Genomic DNA, 18,225 nt, shown 5'->3' with positions numbered 1-18,225 from the left:
TCAAAATCCAGTGTCCGCAAGGACGTGCCGGTTCGACCCCGGCCGCCGGTATAGTAATAAAGACAAGGTTTTCGGACCTTGTTTTTTATTTTGGTGAAGATTTTGATATTTTTTCTTTAAGTACAGATAACTGATGAATGATCTTTTTCTTCTTATTCTAATCATTTTTAGTGTATTTTTGGTATAATATTACTTATTCACAATTTATTTTGATTATGAAAGAGTTTGGTGGTTAATGTCTCGGTCTGTTGAATTACTAAAGAAACGTTACTTAAAAAATATAAAAGAGAATCCAGATTTATTTATTGGGATTGAGTTAGAATTTCCTATTGTAAATTTAGAGGGTAAAGCTACAGATGGTGAAGTTGTTAAAGATCTCTTTCGGTATTTACCATCAGTACTGGGTTTTACTATCGAAAAAGTGGATGATTTTGGGAATCCAATTCAGTTGCTTGATCCAGTCAGCCAAGATACGATCTTGTTTGAGGTTGCTTATACGACGATTGAGTTTGCATTCGGAAAGGCCGAATCTATCCAAGAGGTAGAAGAACGCCTTAACTTCTATATGGCTACGATTCAGAATAAATTGGGTGAAGCTAATCATGCTATTGTTGGCTGCGGCATTCATCCCAACTGGGATAAAAATGAGAATTGTTCAGTGGCTTATCCCCGCTATCAGATGTTGATGGCTTACTTGAACTTAAGTAGAAGTAAGACTAGTAGAGGTTTACATGATTTTCCTGAGTATGGTGCCTTTATCTGTGGAAGTCAGGTTCAACTAGACGTTTCAAGGTCCAACTACCTGCGTGTTATTAATGCTTTTACACAAATTGAAGCAGCTAAAGCCTTTTTATTTGCCAATTCTGAGTTTTCAGGTGCAGATTGGGATACCAAAATTTCGAGAGATATTTTTTGGGAAGAATCCATGCATGGTATCTATCCAGAGAATGTAGGTGTCAATACTAGATTATTTAAAGATGAGGATGATTTTTTTGACTATCTAAATCATTCTGCGATTTTTACTGCGGAGCGTGATGGGCAGACCTATTATTTTTATCCGATTCAGGCTAGGGACTATTTGGCTACACCTGAAATCCAAGCATTTACCCTTAATGGGGATGAGGTGTTAATTCACCCTCAGGAGGAAGATTTCCAAACTCATCGTAGTTACCAGTACCAAGACTTAACGACTCGAGGAACAGTTGAGTTTCGTAGTGTGTGTACTCAGCCGCTTGATAGGACCTTTGCTTCTGCTGCTTTTCACTTGGGCTTGTTGGTTCATTTAGACAAGCTTGAAGCTTACTTGCGAACTGCTCCATTTTTTACCACAGCTGGTCGTGATTATAAGCTTTTAAGACGACAATTTTCTAAAAAACAACTCACAGATGAAGAAGAAGCTGCGGTTCTCGAGTTTTCTAAAGATTTACTCACCCTAGCTGAGGAAGGACTGGAGAAAAGAGATAAGCAAGAAATGGTTTATTTAGAGCCTTTGAAGAAAGAATTGGGATTATAATTTCTCTTATAAAGGGAGAATTTTCTGAAAAATCGTGATATAATGGAAGAGACTATAGATAAAGGATAGAGATTCATGACATTAGTTTATCAATCAACGCGTGATGCCAATAATACAGTAACTGCCAGCCAAGCTATTTTGCAAGGATTGGCGACGGATGGTGGTTTGTTTACACCGCTTTCTTATCCAAAGGTTGATTTGGACTTTGACACATTAAAGGATGCTTCTTACCAAGAAGTGGCTAAATTAGTTTTATCAGCATTTTTAGATGACTTTACGGCTGAGGAGTTGGACTACTGTATCAACAATGCCTACGATAGCAAGTTTGATACTCCAGCTATTGCGCCATTGGTGAAACTGGATGGGCAATACAACTTGGAATTGTTCCATGGTTCAACGATTGCCTTTAAAGATATGGCCTTGTCTATCTTGCCGTACTTTATGACGACAGCCGCTAAAAAGCATGGTTTGGAGAACAAGATTGTCATTTTGACAGCGACATCTGGTGATACTGGGAAAGCTGCTATGGCAGGGTTTGCCGATGTGCCTGGAACTGAGATTATCGTCTTTTATCCAAAGGATGGTGTCAGCAAGGTGCAAGAGTTGCAAATGACTACTCAGACTGGCGACAATACTCATGTTATCGCTATTGATGGAAACTTTGATGATGCGCAAACAAATGTGAAGCACATGTTCAACGATGTAGCTCTTCGTGAAAAATTGGCAGCGAACAAGTTGCAATTTTCATCAGCTAACTCTATGAACATTGGTCGTTTGGTGCCACAGATTGTCTACTATGTTTATGCTTATGCTCAGTTGGTCAAGTCTGGTGAGATTGTAGCTGGTGATAAGGTCAACTTCACAGTACCAACAGGAAACTTTGGAAATATTTTGGCTGCCTTTTATGCTAAACAAATCGGTCTTCCAGTTGGCAAATTAATCTGTGCTTCAAATGACAACAATGTTTTGACAGACTTCTTCAAGACACGTGTTTACGATAAGAAACGTGAGTTTAAGGTAACAACTAGCCCATCTATGGATATCTTGGTATCTTCAAACTTGGAGCGTTTGATTTTCCATCTTTTGGGGAATGATGCGGTTAAGACTGCTGAACTCATGAATGCCTTGAGTACACAAGGACAATATGAATTGATAGACTTTGATGCAGCGATTTTGGAACTCTTTGCAGCTGAATATGCGACTGAGGAAGAAACAGCAGCAGAAATTAAACGTGTTTATCAAACAGATGCCTATATTGAGGATCCACATACGGCGGTTGCCTCAGCTGTTTATAGAAAATACCAAGCGGCTACTGGCGATGCGACTAAGACAGTGATTGCTTCAACAGCTAGTCCTTACAAGTTCCCAGTGGTTGCAGTAGAAGCGGTAACAGGAAAAGCAGGCCTGACAGACTTTGAAGCCTTGGCTCAATTGCATGACATTTCAGGAGTGGCAGTGCCACCAGCGGTTGATGGCCTTGAAACAGCTCCGGTTCGTCATAAAACAACAGTGGCAGCTGCTGACATGCAAGCAGCGGTGGAGGCTTATCTAGGACTTTAAGACAGAGGGCGTAAACTCGGTTGGGAAACCAACTGAGTTTCTTTTCATCAGGAGGAGAGATTGTTTAAGAAAAATAAAGACATTCTTAATATTGCATTGCCAGCTATGGGTGAAAACTTTTTGCAGATGCTCATGGGAATGGTGGACAGCTACTTGGTCGCCCACTTGGGCTTGATCGCTATTTCAGGTGTTTCAGTGGCTGGCAATATTATCACGATTTACCAGGCGATTTTTATCGCTCTGGGAGCTGCTATTTCCAGTGTTATTTCAAAAAGTTTGGGGCAGAAAGATCAGTCCAAGTTGGCTTATCACGTGACAGAGGCTCTCAAGATAACCCTATTGCTGAGTGCACTTTTAGGCGCCTTATCGCTCTTTGCTGGGCAAGAGATGATAGGACTCTTGGGCACTGAGCAGGATGTGGCCGAGAGTGGTGGACTCTACCTATCTTTGGTAGGCGGATCGATTGTTCTCTTGGGCTTGATGACGAGTCTAGGTGCCTTGATTCGTGCAACGCATAATCCGCGTCTGCCTCTCTATGTTAGTCTTTTATCCAATGCCTTGAATATTATTTTTTCAAGTCTAGCTATTTTTGTCCTTGATATGGGCATAGCGGGTGTTGCTTGGGGGACTATCTTGTCTCGCTTAGTCGGTCTTGTGATTTTGTGGTCACAATTAAAGCTGCCTTTTGAGAAACCGACTTTTGGTTTAGATAAGGAACTATTGACTTTGGCTTTGCCAGCGGCAGGAGAACGTCTCATGATGCGAGCTGGAGATGTCGTCATCATTGCCTTAGTTGTATCTTTTGGAACGGAGGCAGTAGCTGGAAATGCAGTCGGAGAAGTCTTGACCCAGTTTAACTATATGCCTGCCTTTGGCGTCGCTACGGCAACAGTCATGCAGGTAGCTCGAGCAGTTGGAGAGGATAACTGGGAAAGAGTAGATGATTTGAGCAAGCAAACCTTTTGGCTTTCCCTGCTTCTCATGTTGCCCTTAACTCTCAGTATCTATGCCTTGGGGACACCATTGACTCATCTCTATACGACCGATCCTGTAGCGGTTGAAGCGAGCGTTTTGGTGGCACTGTTCTCTCTACTAGGAACCCCCATGGCGACAGGGACAGTTATATATACGGCAGTTTGGCAGGGATTGGGAAATGCTCGCCTCCCCTTTTATGCGACAAGTATTGGGATGTGGTGTATCCGTATAGGGACAGCCTATCTTATGGGTATTGTTCTTGGTTGGGGGTTGCCTGGTATTTGGGCTGGAACGTTATTGGACAATGGTTTTCGATGGTTATTTCTACGCTACCGTTACCAAAGTTATATGAGCTTGAAAGGATAGGAAATGAAAAAAACAGCTTTTATTTGGGATTTAGATGGAACCTTATTGGACTCTTACGAAGCGATTTTGTCAGGGATTGAGGAAACCTTTGGTCAGTTTTCTATTCCTTATGACAAGGAGAAAGTGAGAGAGTTTATCCTCAAGTTTTCGGTGCAAGATTTACTGGAGCAGGTGGCAGAAGAGCGAAAACTGGATGTGGAAGTGCTCAATCAGGTGCGTGCCCAGAGTTTGGCTGAGAAGAATGCCCAGATAGTTTTGATGCCAGGTGCGCGTGAAGTGTTGGCTTGGGCAGATGAAGCAGGGATTATGCAGTTTGTTTATACCCATAAAGGAGACAATGCCTTTACCATTCTAAGAGACTTGGGTTTGGAATGTTATTTCACAGAAATTTTAACTAATCAGAGTGGTTTTGCACGCAAGCCCAGTCCAGAAGCGGCGACATATCTGCTAGACAAATATGAGTTGGATCCTAGGACTACCTATTATCTAGGGGACCGGACTTTGGATGTGAAATTTGCCCAGAATAGCGGTATTCAAAGCATTAACTTTTTAGAGTCAACTTATGAAGGGAATCAGAGGATTCAAGCATTGGCAGATATTCCCTACATTTTTGAGGATGAGCAATAAAAAGATTGTGTCAGTTTTATGACAGAAGGCTAACAAACTATTTCAACTGATCTAGTTTGTTACAAGGAATAGACAGTTCTGTTAAATAGGCCCGAGAGGGCTTTTTTTCTGTTTTTTTTGTGTTATGATAGACAGGTACTCATTTGAAAGGAATATGAACGAATGAAGAAAAGAATTATTTTAGCCTCAACAGTAGCCCTGTCTCTTGCTCCCGCATTAGGAGCTAAAGCTCAAGAAATCTCTTGGACAGCACGTAGCGTTGAGCAAATCCAAAATGATGTGACGAAAAACGAGAACAAAAACAGCTATACAGTTCAGTATGGTGATACCCTGAGCACGATTGCAGAAGCTTTGGGAGTAGATGTAACCGTTCTTGCTAATTTGAACAAAATCACTAATATGGACTTGATTTTCCCAGATACTGTCCTCACTACAACTGTCAATGAGGAAGAAGAGGTGACGGAAGTTGAAATCCAAACTCCTCAAGCGGATTCTAGTGAAGAAGTGACGACTGCGACAGCTGATTTGACGACGAATCAAGTGACAGTTGATGAACAAACAGTTCAAGTAGAAGATCTTTCTCAACCAATTGAGGATGCTCCAACTGTAACAGAGACTGAAAAACCAACAGAAGTAGCGCCAAATTCAGAAGTTTCTGAGACAGCGACAGTTGCTGAAGAGACACCATCTACAGAAACACCTGTAGCAGCAGAAACAACTAGTCCAGTTGAAGAAGAAGCTCCTCAAGCAGCGACTCCAGCTACTGAAGAAACGGCAGCAACAACTCCAGCAGAAGCACCAGTAGCAGCTGCTCCAGCAACTGAAACACCTGCTGATACAACAGGAACAAGTGCAACAGAAGAAGCAGCATCAACAGCAACTTCTGACACTGCAACTTCGACTTATCAAGCAGAGCAAAGCCAAACTCCTTCAAGAACGTATGCTGCTCCAGCGGCTCCTGACTATGCAGGACTTGCTGTAGCTAAGTCTGAGAATGCTGGTCTTCAACCACAAACAGCAGCCTTTAAAGAAGAAGTAGCCAACTTGTTTGGGATTACATCCTTTAGTGGCTACCGTCCTGGTGACAGTGGGGACCATGGTAAAGGTTTGGCCATCGACTTTATGGTTCCAGTGAGTTCAGCACTCGGAGATCAAATTGCAGAATATGCAGTCAAAAATATGGCTAGCCGTGGTATCAACTATATCATCTGGAAACAACGTTTCTACGCTCCATATGATAGTAAATATGGACCAGCCTACACGTGGAATCCAATGCCAGACCGTGGTAGCGTAACCGAAAACCACTATGATCACGTTCACGTATCAATGAACTAATAGAAAAAGAAGCTGAAAACTCATAAGGTTGAGGCTTCTTTTTGTTGTTCTAAGTCAAAATGTTTTCAAAGTTATGCTATAATCAAACTGAAGTTGACTGAAAATCAAGTATTTTTATTTTAGTAGAAGGTGAGAACACTATGATGAATAGTTTGAAAAAAACATTTGAGAAAACCATTGATGACTTTGAAAAAGAATTTTGTGGTGAAGTCGTTGAACTCTTGATTATCACTTTGCAAAATGTGGGAGGTGCGACTGTTTTAAAGAATGGATGGAAGTTGCCTTCGGTTCATTTTGTAGCAAGTGTGAATGTGGGGACAAAGGAGTTCTCGGAAATAGAGGGACGTTTGGAGTGGTTGGTGAGTCCAGAGGAATATGAAGAAAAGGGCTTGCTCTATAGCTATAGTTTCGAGCCCTATCAGATTCATCACATCAAATGTCAGAAAAGACCACAAAGGCAATTAGAACCTTATATGGCAGCAGTAGCGAATAACTGTTATCGTCTGCTGGAATACATTGAAGATGGGCAGTCGGATAGTAGATTAGAAGCTCTGATTGCAGAATATGTTAAACCAGTCGTCATCAAAGATTCTATAGGCGAATTCACTTTAAATAGAGCTTATTCATGGTTTGAGGGAAGTATGGATCTTGCGGGAAGCAGGGTTAGCGTGATGTTGGATGCAAATGAAGATGCCAGCTTACCACCAAAATCATTTGGCTACTTGAAAACATTTGTCAGGGATATTGACCGAAGAGACTCTGAAATCCGAGACGTTATAGTAAAAGAGATGTGGGAAACAGCAGAGGACTGGCTAGCTTCAGACGGAGATGCCGAAGTATTAACAGAGGACTATTTTTATAATTCCTTGTATCTGGGGGAACTGTCTATCAGTGAAGCGGGGGATTTGACTCTTTATTATGGAGATAAAGAGGATATTTTTGCTGGGCATGCGGTAGAAGTCAGGGCAGATATTGAAGGAAATATAGAAAATGTGACCTTGGTAGGGTAAATGGACAGCATGTGATTATTTCTTTATTGTGAATAAGCAACTTAGTCCTGTTACAGGAGTTTTTCCATTATATTTTAAAAATAACTGAAATCAGCACCTTCTTTAGAAAGTGCTGATTTTTTTGAGATAATAGTAGAAAGTTTATACTTTTCGGCGTTTGAGAGCGAGCAAAGTTCGATAGAAAATGATTTGGCTGCTCTGGATATAGGGAAGGATTGAAAAACTAGCAATTCCAAAAGTAATCCAATTGAGGAAGTACCAAGGAAGTAGTTGTAAATCGAGGACAAAGCGTTGAAATTTGTAACCTTTCACCAAGAAACGACTGGTTTTCAGGATTTGACTGGGTTTAGCCTGCCCTAAATCTAGAGTGTCGCAGAGGAGGAATTCTACCTGCGAGTAGGCGTAATGTTGCGGGATATAGAGGGCATTTCCTACAATCATCAAGATGAGGCTCGCAAAAAAGTAGAGCCCAAAGGTCATAAGGAATTGCTCGTTTTCAATAGATGAGAGGTCTAGTTTTGGAAACTCAGGATGTAGGGCAACAAATCTTCTAGCCAAGAGATTGCTATAAAAGAGGAAATAAATGCCTACTAAGTTTGGAATGCTCCATAAAAAGAGGTAGAAACGTTTGAGGAGCAGAGTTAGGAAGGTTTGCGAGAAGCGCTCTTCAGCAAAGAGGGCCAGGCTTGATTTTACTGAGAGTTCCGTATCAGGATCCTTGAGGAGTCGGAGTGTCGCAAAGGCAGCACCTACTAGAAAAATCGTGCTCATAAAAGAAACTACTAGCGGGAAGAGATAGGCTTGGAGAACTTGTGCCAGCATGCTGAAAAAGGATTGCTCTAAAACACTTTCTTGGAGACGAGCCAAGGGGTTGAGAAAGCCTGACAAGATAACCAGTATGCTAGGTAAGAGATAGACCAGAAAGAGGCGGGGATTTTCAGCCTGAAATTGCCTAGCCTGCAGACGAATAGTTTTTAAATCAATTTTTGGGTATTTCATTCTCTCATTATACCATAGTTCGTGACAGTTCCAGCTTTTTTTGATAAAATCATACAGTATGCCTTTGGGCGCAAAGTATGAACTGGGACTGTTTTTCCCAGCTTCGGAGGTAAAAAATGTCAGATTCACCAATCAAATACCGTTTGATTAAGAAAGAGAAACACACAGGAGCTCGTCTGGGAGAAATCATCACTCCGCACGGTACCTTCCCGACACCTATGTTTATGCCAGTTGGGACCCAAGCCACGGTCAAGACTCAATCACCAGAGGAGTTGAAGGAGATGGGTTCAGGGATTATCCTGTCAAACACCTATCACTTGTGGCTCCGTCCAGGAGACGAACTCATCGCACGCGCAGGCGGTCTCCACAAGTTCATGAACTGGGATCAGCCCATCTTGACGGATAGTGGTGGTTTTCAGGTTTATTCTCTAGCGGATAGTCGAAATATCACAGAAGAAGGAGTAACCTTTAAAAACCATCTCAATGGTTCCAAGATGTTCCTATCGCCAGAAAAGGCCATCTCTATCCAGAACAATCTGGGCTCAGACATCATGATGTCCTTTGACGAATGTCCTCAGTTTTACCAACCCTATGATTACGTTAAGAAATCAATCGAACGTACCAGCCGTTGGGCTGAGCGCGGGTTGAAGGCTCACCGTCGTCCGCATGACCAAGGTTTGTTTGGAATTGTGCAGGGGGCAGGATTTGAAGACCTTCGCCGTCAGTCAGCTCACGACCTTGTTAGCATGGACTTCCCTGGCTACTCTATCGGTGGTTTGGCAGTAGGAGAAACGCATGAAGAGATGAATGCCGTCTTGGATTTCACAACTCAACTGCTACCTGAAAACAAACCTCGCTATTTGATGGGTGTCGGAGCGCCAGATAGCTTGATTGATGGAGTTATTCGTGGCGTGGATATGTTTGACTGTGTCTTACCGACTCGTATCGCTCGTAACGGAACTTGTATGACCAGTCAAGGTCGTTTGGTTGTCAAAAATGCCCAATTCGCTGAAGACTTTACGCCACTGGATCCTGAGTGCGATTGCTACACATGTAAGAACTATACACGCGCTTATCTTCGCCACCTACTCAAGGCTGACGAAACCTTTGGTATCCGCTTGACTAGTTACCACAATCTCTACTTCTTACTCAATCTGATGAAGCAGGACCGCCAAGCCATCATGGATGACAATCTCTTGGAATTTCGTGAGTATTTTGTAGAAAAATATGGCTACAACAAGTCAGGGCGCAATTTCTAAAGTGTAAAAATAGAATGCCAAAATCCTAAGTTTTCTCTTAGGATTTTTCCTATTTTTTTGATAGAATAGGGAGTATAATGGAATGGAAATTAGGTGGTGTTTTGCTTCCTAATTTAATGGAGAATAGACTCGTATGCGTATTAAATGGTTTTCCTTGATTAGGATTACAGGTTTACTTTTGGTGCTTTTGTACCACTTCTTTCAAACGATCTTTCCTGGAGGATTCTTTGGGGTAGATGTCTTTTTCACTTTTTCAGGATTTTTGATCACCTCCCTCCTTTTAGAAGAATTTGGGAAGGCACGCCAGATTGATTTGCTGGGCTTTTTTAAGAGACGGTTTTACCGCATCGTGCCACCTGTGGTGCTGATGGTTTTGGTGACCATGCCTTTTACTTTCTTGGTTCGTCAAGACTATGTTGCTGGAATTGGTGGCCAGATAGCTGGAGTTCTCGGTTTTATGACCAACTTCTACGAAATGTTAACAGGGGGTAGTTATGAATCCCAGTTCATTCCGCATCTCTTTGTTCACAACTGGAGCCTAGCTGTTGAGGTTCACTACTATATCCTTTGGGGCTTAGCGGTTTGGTTTTTATCGAAACGTTCAAAATCTAGTAGTCAATTGAGAGGGATGGTCTTTCTCCTTTCTGCTGGAGCTTTTATCATTAGCTTTTTCTCCATGTTTATTGGTAGTCTAATGGCGAGTTCCTATTCATCTGTCTACTTTTCAAGTTTGACCCATGTCTATCCCTTCTTTTTAGGAAGCATTTTGGCGACGGTTGTGGGGGTTCGTCAGACGAGCGATTTAGTCAAGCAGTTTGACCGGACATGGGATATTCGTCAGAATCTACTGGTATTTGCTGCTGGGCTTTTGGTGTTAGTGCTCTTGACCTTCTTTGTCAAGTTCACCTACCTGTTTGCGTACTTATTTGGCTTCTTGCTAGCAAGTTTAGCGGCAGTGACCATGATTTTTGCTGCGCGTGTCTTGCATGAGAAAACGCCTGAGATACAAGAACCTCGGATCATTACATTTTTAGCGGATACCAGCTACGCGGTTTATCTCTTCCACTGGCCTTTTTATATTATCTTTTCTCAGTTGATGAGTAATCTGCCTGCTGTTATTCTGACAATTATCTTTTCTTATTTCTTTGCTATCCTATCCTTCTATATTATTGAGCCATTGATTGCCGGTAAATCCAATCCTTTAATACGGAAGATTAGTCGATTGCCCCATATTAAACCAATTAGTGCTACTGGTGCTGGCATTCTTACCTTGATTAGCTTGATTATCATAGCTGTGGCTCCTCAAGTTGGAGCTTTTGAGACAGACTTGATGGTCAATGGTTTCAAACAAGCCCAGACCAATATAGGACAAACAAAGACTCTTGCTGAACAAGCTGAACTGAGTCGTCTAGGAATTTCTGAGGGAACAAGCCTGATAGGAGATTCGGTAGCCTTGCGTGCCAATACAGCCTTACAAGAGGCACTTCCTGAAGCAAATATCAATGCTCAGGTTAGTCGAACGACCAAGCAAGCCAATGACATTATGCTCAATAACAGTCAGAACAAGGCGCTGCTAAAAACTGTTGTCATTGCAACGGGAGTCAATAATCCTGAAGGCTATAAGAATGACTTGGACAGCATCGTGAACAATCTACCGAAAGGACACCATCTGATACTGGTGACACCTTATGAGGGAGATAAGAGTAAGGACACTTACACATCAGTGGAGCAGTATGCGGCTTATGCGCGGGAATTAGCTGAAAAGAATCCTTACGTGAGCATCGCTGACTGGAATAAGGTTGCTAAGGAACACCCTGAAATCTGGGCTGGAACCGACCAAGTCCACTTTGGGAATGATAGCAACATGATTGAAGAAGGTGCTAAACTTTACGCAGAGACGATTGCAGCTGCTGTTAAGGCTGCTCAAGAACTGCCTGTAAAATCAAAATAAGATCAAAGAGTTGGAGAAATCCAGCTCTTTTAAAATATCCACGAAAAATAGGTCTATACCATTTACAAATGAAAAAGAAAGGTTTATAATGTAATTGACATAATAAATTCTAGAATCAATCTATCAAGGAGGTTATCATTATGCCTAATTATATTAAAGCGGATCAGTTTTTCTACCCACACGGAGTTCGTCGTGGCGGTTACTTGGAACTTGTGGATGGCAAGTTTGGTAAACATGTAGAACAGATTCCTGAAGGAGCTGAGGTGATTGACTATACCGGTTATAGCATTGCCCCAGGACTTGTGGATACCCATATTCATGGATTTGGTGGTGTCGATGTCATGGATAATAACATCGAAGGAACCCTTCATACTATGAGTGAAGGATTGCTTAGCACAGGTGTTACTAGCTTCTTGCCAACGACGTTGACTTCTTCTTACGAGCAGTTGCTTGCGGTAACTGAAAATATCGGTGCTCGTTACCAGGAAGCAAGTGGAGCCAAGATTCGTGGAATCTATTTTGAAGGGCCTTATTTCACAGAGAAATACAAGGGAGCTCAAAACCCTGCTTACATGAAAGATCCTCGTATGGATGAGTTTCGTGCTTGGCAAAAAGCAGCTAATGGCCTGCTCAATAAAATTGCCCTTGCGCCAGAACGTGAAGGTGTAGAAGACTTTGTTCGTACAATTACGGGTGAAGGAGTGACTGTTGCTCTTGGACACTCAAATGCGACTTTTGATGAAGCTAAAAAAGCAGTGGATGCTGGAGCAAGCGTTTGGGTACATGCCTACAATGGAATGCGTGGGTTGACTCACCGTGAGCTCGGTATGGTGGGAGCCATGTATGAGTTGCCACATACCTATGCAGAGTTGATCTGTGACGGTCACCATGTGGATCCAAAGGCCTGTGATATCTTGCTCAAACAAAAGGGAACTGAAAATATCGCCCTTATCACAGACTGTATGACAGCTGGTGGCTTGGAAGATGGCGACTACATGTTGGGAGAATTCCCAGTAGTAGTTGCTAATGGAACTGCTCGCCTCAAATCTACAGGCAATTTGGCAGGTTCTATCCTTAAACTCAAAGATGGTTTGAAGAATGTGGTCGAATGGGGCATTGCGAATCCGCATGAAGCAGTCATGATGGCCAGCCTCAACCCAGCAAAATCTGTTCACATCGATGATGTCTGTGGTCAAATCCGTGAAGGTTATGATGCCGACTTTATCGTACTGGATAAAGATTTGGAATTGGTAGCAACCTACCTAGATGGTGTGAAACGTTATCAAGCCTAAGATGATAAAAATAGGGGTCAATAAAGGACTCCTATTTTTATTATCAGATGAAAATAATAGGATTAAAGAAATTGCTAATGGGGGAAACAAGCAAAATCCTTTTCTTGTAATAAAAAATTAGATATAATATACGATACAAAGGAAGTAGTAAGAATGTATCGTGTTATAGAAATGTATGGGGATTTTGAACCGTGGTGGTTCATAGAAGGTTGGGAAGAAGATGTCATCATGAGTCAATCTTTTGACAAGTATTATGATGCTCTAAAATATTATAAATCATGCTGGTTTGAGCTGGAAAAGAAGAATCCTCTTTATAAAAGTCGGAGTGATTTGATGACTATTTTTTGGGATCCTGCCGACCAACGCTGGTGTGATGAGTGCGATGAGTATTTGCAGCAGTACCATTCTTTGGCACTTTTACAGGATGAGCAAGTCATCCCCGATGAAAAGCTACGTCCAGGCTACGAAAAACAAACAGGTCAAGAAAAACACCGTTCTTGCCGCATGAAATGGAGATAAAAAAGTAACTTTTTAAGTTGCTTTTTTTATTTTTTTGCGAATAGTTAGATAAGGAGGGCGGTATGGTACAAGAAATTGCACAGAAAATTATTGCTACTGCGAAAGAAAAGAAGGCTCAGGATATCTATTTCATTCCCAAGGAAAAGTCCTACGAGCTTCACATGCGGATTGGAGACGAGCGGTGTCTCGTTGACTCCTATGAGTTTGATGTTTTAGCTGCTGTGATTAGTCATTTTAAGTTTGTGGCGGGTATGAACGTAGGAGAGAAGAGACGTAGTCAACTGGGCTCTTGCGACTATCAGCATGGGGAGAAGGTGTCTTCTCTGCGTTTGTCTACCGTGGGAGATTATCGGGGACATGAGAGTTTGGTCATTCGTTTGTTGCACGATGAGGAGCAGGACCTGCATTTCTGGTTTCAGGATATGAACGAACTGGGTGAGCAGTACAGGCAACGGGGACTCTATCTCTTTGCAGGTCCAGTCGGAAGTGGCAAGACGACTCTGATGCACGAATTAGCCAAGTCTCTGTTTATGGGGCAACAGGTCATGTCCATTGAAGATCCTGTCGAGATCAAGCAGGAAGACATGCTCCAGTTGCAGTTGAATGAAGCGATTGGTTTGACCTATGAAAATCTCATCAAACTGTCTCTCCGGCATCGTCCTGACCTCTTGATTATCGGTGAAATTCGGGATAGCGAGACGGCGCGTGCAGTGGTCAGAGCCAGTTTGACAGGGGCGACAGTCTTTTCAACCATTCATGCCAAGAGTATCCGAGGTGTTTATGAACGCCTTCTGGAGTTAGGTGTGACGGAGGAAGAATTAGCAGTTGTTCTGCAAGGAGTCTGCTACCAGAGATTAATCGGGGGAGGAGGAATCGTTGACTTTGCAAACAAAGACTTTCAAGAACACCAGCCAACTAGCTGGAATGCGCAGATTGACCAGCTTCTTAAAGATGGACATATCACAAGTCTTCAGGCTGAAACGGAAAAAATTAGCTACAGCTAAGCAGAAGAAAATCATCACCCTGTTTAACAACCTCTTTTCCAGTGGCTTTCATTTGGTGGAAATTATTTCTTTTTTGGGCAGAAGTGCCCTGCTGGAAAAGGACTATGTGGCCCGGATGCACCAAGGCTTGTCTCAGGGGAAATCCTTTTCAGAGATGATGGACAGCTTGGGGTTTTCAAGTGCTATTGTGACCCAATTATCTCTAGCTGAAGTACATGGGAATCTTCACCTGAGTTTGGGGAAGATAGAAGAATATCTGGATAATTTGTCCAAGGTCAAGAAGAAGTTAATTGAAGTAGCGACCTATCCTTTGATTTTGCTGGGATTTCTCCTGCTAATCATGTTGGGGCTCAGGAATTATTTGCTCCCCCAACTGGACAGTAGCAATATCGCCACCCAAATCATTGGCAATCTGCCACAAATTTTTCTGGGGCTAGTGTTGGTTTGCTCTCTATCTTTACTTTTAGCCCTCACTTTTTACAAAAGAAGTTCCAAGATGCGGGTTTTCTCGATGTTGGCACGGGTTCCCTTTCTAGGAATCTTTGTCCAGACCTATCTGACGGCCTATTATGCGCGTGAATGGGGCAATATGATTTCACAGGGGATGGAGCTGACGCAGATTTTTCAGATCATGCAGGAACTGGGTTCTCAGCTCTTTAAAGAAATCGGTCAAGATTTGGCTCAAGCCCTGCAAAATGGCCGCGAATTTTCTCAAACCATAGCGACCTATCCTTTCTTTAAAAAGGAGTTGAGTCTCATCATCGAGTATGGGGAAGTCAAGTCCAAGCTGGGGAGTGAGTTGGAAATCTATGCTGAAAAAACTTGGGAAGCCTTTTTTACCCGAGTTAATCGTACCATGAATCTGGTACAGCCACTGGTTTTTATCTTTGTGGCCCTGATTATCGTTTTACTTTATGCGGCAATGCTTATGCCCATGTATCAAAATATGGAGGTAAATTTTTAAAATGAAAAAACTCATGACAAATTTAAAAAAAGCCAAGGTTAAAGCTTTCACGTTGGTAGAAATGTTGGTGGTTTTGCTTATCATCAGTGTTCTTCTCTTGCTCTTTGTGCCCAATTTGACCAAGCAAAAGGATGCCGTAGATGATAAAGGAAAAGCTGCTGTTGTCAAGGTCGTAGAAAGCCAGGCAGAGCTCTATAGTCTGGACAAGAATGAAGATGCTAGCCTTAGCAAATTACAAGCGGACGGTCGTATCACAGCAGAGCAAGCCAAAGCTTATAAAGACTACCATGCAAAACAAAAAACCAGTCAAACTGTTGCAGATTAAGGCCTTTACTATACTGGAAAGTCTCTTAGTTTTGGGACTTGTGAGTATCCTTGGTTTAGGCTTGTCTGGCTCTGTCCAGTCCAGTTTTGCAGCGGTAGAGGAGCAGATTTTCTTTATGGAGTTTGAAGAACTCTATCGGGAAACGCAAAAACGCAGTGTAGCCAGTCAGCAAAAGACCAGTCTGAACTTAGATGGACAGACGATCAGTAACGGCAGTCAAAACTTGACCGTTCCTAAAGGGATTCAGGCACCATCAGGACAAAGCATTATATTTGACCGAGCTGGGGGCAATTCGTCCCTGGCTAAGGTTGAATTTCAGACCAGCAAAGGAGCGATTCGCTATCAATTATATCTAGGAAATGGAAAAATTAAACGCATTAAGGAAACAAAAAATTAAGGCAGTGATTTTACTGGAAGCGGTAGTTGCTCTAGCCGTTTTTGCCAGCATTGCGACCCTTCTTTTGGGACAAATCCAGAAAAATAGGCAGGAAGAGGCAGAAATCTTGCAAAAGGAAGAAGTCTTACGTGTAGCTAAGATGGCTCTGCAGACAGGTCAAAATCAGGTAAACATAAATGGAGTGGAGATTCAGGTGTTTGCTAGTGAAAAGGGATTGGAGGTCTACCATGGTTCAGAGAAGTTGCTGTATCTTAAAGAGCAGTAAGGTAAGAGCGTTCACTCTATTAGAATCTCTGATTGCCCTTATCGTCATTAGCGGAGGCTTGCTCCTTTTTCAAGCTATGAGTCAGCTCCTCATTTCAGAAGTTCGTTACCAGCAGCAAAGCGAGCAAAAAGAGTGGCTCTTGTTTGTGGATCAACTGGAGGCAGAGTTAGATCGTTCGCAGTTTGAAAAGGTAGAAGGCAATCGCCTCTACATGAAACAGGATGGTAAGGCTATCTCTATAGGAAAGTCTAAATCGGATGATTTTCGAAAAACGGATACCAGCGGACGGGGCTACCAACCTATGGTTTATGGGCTCAAATCAGCTCAAATTACAGAGGAAAATCAATTGGTTCGCTTTCGTTTCCAATTTCAAAAGGGCCTAGAAAGGGAGTTCATCTATCGTGTGGAAAAAGCAAAAAGTTAAGGCAGGTGTTCTCTTATATGCAGTCACCATGGCAGCCATTTTTAGCCTTTTGTTGCAGTTTTATTTGAATCGGCAAGTCGCCCATCACAAAGACTTTACCCTAAACAAAGAAAAGTTGGTCGCTTTTGCCATGGCCAAACGAAGCAAAGATAAGGCTGAGCAAGAGAGCGGGGAACGAGTCTTTAACTTAGGAAAAGTCAGGTATCAAAATACGAAAACAGGTTTTACAACAAGTGTTCGTATGAATAAGGGCAACTATGAATTTCTCTTTCCTCCGATGAAAATCCAAGAAAAGAAAACGGATAAAAAGGAAGAGGTAGCGACTGATTCAAGCAATCAAGCAGGGAAGAAAAAATCAGAAGAAAAGCCTGAAAAGAAAGACAATTCCTAGTCAATTCAACTACTTTGTGTTAAACTAAAAGCATGAAACATGATTTTAATCACAAAGCAGAAACCTTTGATTCGCCCAAAAATATCTTTCTTGCAAACTTAGTTTGTAAAGCAGTTGAAAAACAGATTGCTCTTCTATCAGACAAGGAAATACTGGATTTTGGTGGTGGAACAGGTCTGTTAGCTTTGCCCCTAGCCAAGCAGGCCAAGTCGGTTACCCTTGTAGACATCTCGGAGAAAATGCTGGAGCAAGCCCGTTTGAAAGCAGAGGAACAAGAAATCAGGAATCTTCAACTCTTGGAGCAGGATTTACTGGCAAATCCCTTGGAGCAGCAATTTGACCTAATTGTTGTCAGTAGGGTTCTTCATCATATGCCTGATCTAGATGCAACTCTTGCTATGTTTCACCATCATCTTAGGGAGAATGGACAGGTCCTCATCGCTGATTTTGTCAAGACAGATACCAACCATCATGGTTTTGATTTAGCTGAACTGGAAAACAAGCTAGCCCAGTTTGGTTTTTCGAGCATTGACAGTCAGATCCTTTACAGTGCCGAAGGTCTTTTCCTAGGAAATTACGCAGAGCTCTTTTTAACAGTAGCCCAAAAATCACTCGCCTAGTAAGGGAGTGATTTTTCTATAGGAATGGAAAAAAGGGAGGGAAATTTGATAAGATAGAAATATGGATTTTGAAAAAATTGAACAAGCTTATACGTATTTACTAGAGAATGTCCAAGTCATCCAAAGTGATTTGGCGACCAACTTTTATGACGCCTTGGTAGAGCAAAATAGTATCTATCTAGATGGCGAGACCAATCTAGAGCAGGTCAAGGAGAACAATCAAGCCCTTAAGCGCTTAGCGCTTCGCAAGGAAGAGTGGCTCAAGACCTACCAGTTTCTCTTGATGAAGGCAGGACAAACGGAACCTTTACAGGCCAATCACCAGTTTACACCAGATGCCATTGCCCTCCTCTTGGTAATTGTTGTAGAAGAGTTGCTTCATAAAGAGGAAATTAGCATTCTCGAAATAGGTTCTGGTATGGGGATTTT

At 42.3% G+C, this 18,225-nt stretch carries 19 protein-coding genes and 1 pseudogene; 19 read left to right on the top strand and 1 reads right to left on the bottom strand.

The window, feature by feature from the left end; genetic code table 11:
- Positions 1–235: 235 nt before the first annotated feature.
- The 6 genes from GMD1S_RS04705 (at position 236) to GMD1S_RS04680 (ending at position 7,386) form a co-directional block, all read left to right on the top strand.
- Positions 236–1,513, top strand: a complete 1,278-nt coding sequence (locus tag GMD1S_RS04705) for a hypothetical protein (RefSeq protein WP_000091649.1) — start codon at positions 236–238, stop codon at positions 1,511–1,513.
- Positions 1,514–1,588: 75 nt separating this feature from the next.
- The gene (gene thrC, locus GMD1S_RS04700; protein ID WP_000177122.1) at positions 1,589–3,073 is read left to right on the top strand and encodes a threonine synthase; all 1,485 of its coding nucleotides are present in this window, start codon (positions 1,589–1,591) and stop codon (positions 3,071–3,073) included.
- 60 nt (positions 3,074–3,133) lie between these two features.
- The gene (locus tag GMD1S_RS04695) at positions 3,134–4,414 is read left to right on the top strand and encodes an MATE family efflux transporter (RefSeq protein WP_000473983.1); all 1,281 of its coding nucleotides are present in this window, start codon (positions 3,134–3,136) and stop codon (positions 4,412–4,414) included.
- A 3-nt stretch (positions 4,415–4,417) separates the two neighbouring features.
- Positions 4,418–5,041, top strand: coding sequence for an HAD family hydrolase (locus GMD1S_RS04690; protein WP_000750409.1), 624 nt, complete (start codon positions 4,418–4,420; stop codon positions 5,039–5,041).
- A 162-nt stretch (positions 5,042–5,203) separates the two neighbouring features.
- Positions 5,204–6,376 carry a LysM peptidoglycan-binding domain-containing protein gene (locus GMD1S_RS04685; RefSeq protein WP_000746000.1) on the top strand — a complete coding sequence of 391 codons (1,173 nt, stop codon included), beginning with the start codon at positions 5,204–5,206 and terminating at the stop codon, positions 6,374–6,376.
- Positions 6,377–6,516: 140 nt separating this feature from the next.
- Positions 6,517–7,386 carry a DUF2262 domain-containing protein gene (locus GMD1S_RS04680; RefSeq protein ID WP_000982055.1) on the top strand — a complete coding sequence of 290 codons (870 nt, stop codon included), beginning with the start codon at positions 6,517–6,519 and terminating at the stop codon, positions 7,384–7,386.
- Between the two features lie 141 nt (positions 7,387–7,527).
- Here the strand turns inward: GMD1S_RS04680 and GMD1S_RS04675 are convergent, their stop codons facing one another.
- Positions 7,528–8,385, bottom strand: a complete 858-nt coding sequence (locus tag GMD1S_RS04675) for a DUF975 family protein (RefSeq protein WP_000876904.1) — start codon at positions 8,383–8,385, stop codon at positions 7,528–7,530.
- Between the two features lie 116 nt (positions 8,386–8,501).
- Between GMD1S_RS04675 and tgt the strand changes: the two genes are divergently transcribed.
- The 13 genes and pseudogenes from tgt to GMD1S_RS04610 all read left to right on the top strand — a co-directional run.
- Positions 8,502–9,644 carry a tRNA guanosine(34) transglycosylase Tgt gene (gene tgt / locus GMD1S_RS04670; protein ID WP_001285236.1) on the top strand — a complete coding sequence of 381 codons (1,143 nt, stop codon included), beginning with the start codon at positions 8,502–8,504 and terminating at the stop codon, positions 9,642–9,644.
- Between the two features lie 133 nt (positions 9,645–9,777).
- Positions 9,778–11,595 carry an acyltransferase family protein gene (locus tag GMD1S_RS04665; RefSeq protein WP_001220891.1) on the top strand — a complete coding sequence of 606 codons (1,818 nt, stop codon included), beginning with the start codon at positions 9,778–9,780 and terminating at the stop codon, positions 11,593–11,595.
- Positions 11,596–11,735: 140 nt separating this feature from the next.
- On the top strand, positions 11,736–12,887 hold the full coding sequence (gene nagA / locus GMD1S_RS04660) for an N-acetylglucosamine-6-phosphate deacetylase (protein WP_001134442.1): 1,152 nt from the start codon (positions 11,736–11,738) through the stop codon (positions 12,885–12,887).
- A 153-nt stretch (positions 12,888–13,040) separates the two neighbouring features.
- Positions 13,041–13,406, top strand: coding sequence for a DUF1033 family protein (locus tag GMD1S_RS04655; RefSeq protein WP_000286399.1), 366 nt, complete (start codon positions 13,041–13,043; stop codon positions 13,404–13,406).
- Positions 13,407–13,468: 62 nt separating this feature from the next.
- The gene (comGA, locus tag GMD1S_RS04650; RefSeq protein ID WP_000249580.1) at positions 13,469–14,410 is read left to right on the top strand and encodes a competence type IV pilus ATPase ComGA; all 942 of its coding nucleotides are present in this window, start codon (positions 13,469–13,471) and stop codon (positions 14,408–14,410) included.
- On the top strand, positions 14,358–15,374 hold the full coding sequence (comGB, locus tag GMD1S_RS04645; protein WP_000355375.1) for a competence type IV pilus assembly protein ComGB: 1,017 nt from the start codon (positions 14,358–14,360) through the stop codon (positions 15,372–15,374). Before comGA ends, comGB begins: the two co-directional genes overlap by 53 nt.
- A 1-nt stretch (position 15,375) precedes the next feature.
- A complete protein-coding gene (gene comGC / locus GMD1S_RS04640; RefSeq protein ID WP_000735800.1) occupies positions 15,376–15,699 on the top strand; it encodes a competence type IV pilus major pilin ComGC in 324 nt (107 codons plus the stop codon).
- Entirely contained in the window at positions 15,662–16,096 is a 435-nt protein-coding gene (gene comGD, locus GMD1S_RS04635; protein ID WP_001180048.1) for a competence type IV pilus minor pilin ComGD, read from the top strand. The genes comGC and comGD overlap by 38 nt, the downstream gene beginning before the upstream one ends.
- The gene (gene comGE / locus GMD1S_RS04630; protein ID WP_000413376.1) at positions 16,059–16,361 is read left to right on the top strand and encodes a competence type IV pilus minor pilin ComGE; all 303 of its coding nucleotides are present in this window, start codon (positions 16,059–16,061) and stop codon (positions 16,359–16,361) included. Before comGD ends, comGE begins: the two co-directional genes overlap by 38 nt.
- A complete protein-coding gene (gene comGF, locus GMD1S_RS04625; RefSeq protein ID WP_000250705.1) occupies positions 16,324–16,785 on the top strand; it encodes a competence type IV pilus minor pilin ComGF in 462 nt (153 codons plus the stop codon). Before comGE ends, comGF begins: the two co-directional genes overlap by 38 nt.
- Positions 16,763–17,176 carry a competence type IV pilus minor pilin ComGG gene (gene comGG / locus GMD1S_RS04620; RefSeq protein WP_000265651.1) on the top strand — a complete coding sequence of 138 codons (414 nt, stop codon included), beginning with the start codon at positions 16,763–16,765 and terminating at the stop codon, positions 17,174–17,176. Before comGF ends, comGG begins: the two co-directional genes overlap by 23 nt.
- Before the next feature lie 32 nt (positions 17,177–17,208).
- Positions 17,209–17,796 (top strand): class I SAM-dependent methyltransferase, encoded by a 588-nt coding sequence (locus GMD1S_RS04615; RefSeq protein WP_000679761.1) that lies wholly within the window; start codon positions 17,209–17,211, stop codon positions 17,794–17,796.
- 61 nt (positions 17,797–17,857) lie between these two features.
- Positions 17,858–18,225, top strand: a pseudogene (locus GMD1S_RS04610) (class I SAM-dependent methyltransferase); the annotation flags it as partial.

The organism is Streptococcus sp. GMD1S (genome assembly GCF_000296875.1).
GTDB lineage: Bacteria > Bacillota > Bacilli > Lactobacillales > Streptococcaceae > Streptococcus.
The sequence above is the reverse complement of the archived record's forward strand: the minus strand, read 5'-3'. Positions and strand labels throughout refer to the sequence as shown.

Excerpts from the sequence above, each read along its gene's own strand:
- GMD1S_RS04705 (WP_000091649.1), top strand. The coding sequence starts at position 236 with ATGTCTCGGTCTGTTGAATTACTAAAGAAACGTTACTTAAAAAATATA.
- thrC (WP_000177122.1), top strand. The coding sequence starts at position 1,589 with ATGACATTAGTTTATCAATCAACGCGTGATGCCAATAATACAGTAACT.
- GMD1S_RS04690 (WP_000750409.1), top strand. The coding sequence starts at position 4,418 with ATGAAAAAAACAGCTTTTATTTGGGATTTAGATGGAACCTTATTGGAC.
- GMD1S_RS04685 (WP_000746000.1), top strand. The coding sequence starts at position 5,204 with ATGAAGAAAAGAATTATTTTAGCCTCAACAGTAGCCCTGTCTCTTGCT.
- GMD1S_RS04680 (WP_000982055.1), top strand. The coding sequence starts at position 6,517 with ATGATGAATAGTTTGAAAAAAACATTTGAGAAAACCATTGATGACTTT.
- GMD1S_RS04675 (WP_000876904.1), bottom strand. The coding sequence starts at position 8,385 with ATGAAATACCCAAAAATTGATTTAAAAACTATTCGTCTGCAGGCTAGG.
- tgt (WP_001285236.1), top strand. The coding sequence starts at position 8,502 with ATGTCAGATTCACCAATCAAATACCGTTTGATTAAGAAAGAGAAACAC.
- GMD1S_RS04665 (WP_001220891.1), top strand. The coding sequence starts at position 9,778 with ATGCGTATTAAATGGTTTTCCTTGATTAGGATTACAGGTTTACTTTTG.
- nagA (WP_001134442.1), top strand. The coding sequence starts at position 11,736 with ATGCCTAATTATATTAAAGCGGATCAGTTTTTCTACCCACACGGAGTT.
- GMD1S_RS04655 (WP_000286399.1), top strand. The coding sequence starts at position 13,041 with ATGTATCGTGTTATAGAAATGTATGGGGATTTTGAACCGTGGTGGTTC.
- comGA (WP_000249580.1), top strand. The coding sequence starts at position 13,469 with ATGGTACAAGAAATTGCACAGAAAATTATTGCTACTGCGAAAGAAAAG.
- comGB (WP_000355375.1), top strand. The coding sequence starts at position 14,358 with ATGGACATATCACAAGTCTTCAGGCTGAAACGGAAAAAATTAGCTACA.
- comGC (WP_000735800.1), top strand. The coding sequence starts at position 15,376 with ATGAAAAAACTCATGACAAATTTAAAAAAAGCCAAGGTTAAAGCTTTC.
- comGD (WP_001180048.1), top strand. The coding sequence starts at position 15,662 with ATGCAAAACAAAAAACCAGTCAAACTGTTGCAGATTAAGGCCTTTACT.
- comGE (WP_000413376.1), top strand. The coding sequence starts at position 16,059 with ATGGAAAAATTAAACGCATTAAGGAAACAAAAAATTAAGGCAGTGATT.
- comGF (WP_000250705.1), top strand. The coding sequence starts at position 16,324 with ATGGTTCAGAGAAGTTGCTGTATCTTAAAGAGCAGTAAGGTAAGAGCG.
- GMD1S_RS04615 (WP_000679761.1), top strand. The coding sequence starts at position 17,209 with ATGAAACATGATTTTAATCACAAAGCAGAAACCTTTGATTCGCCCAAA.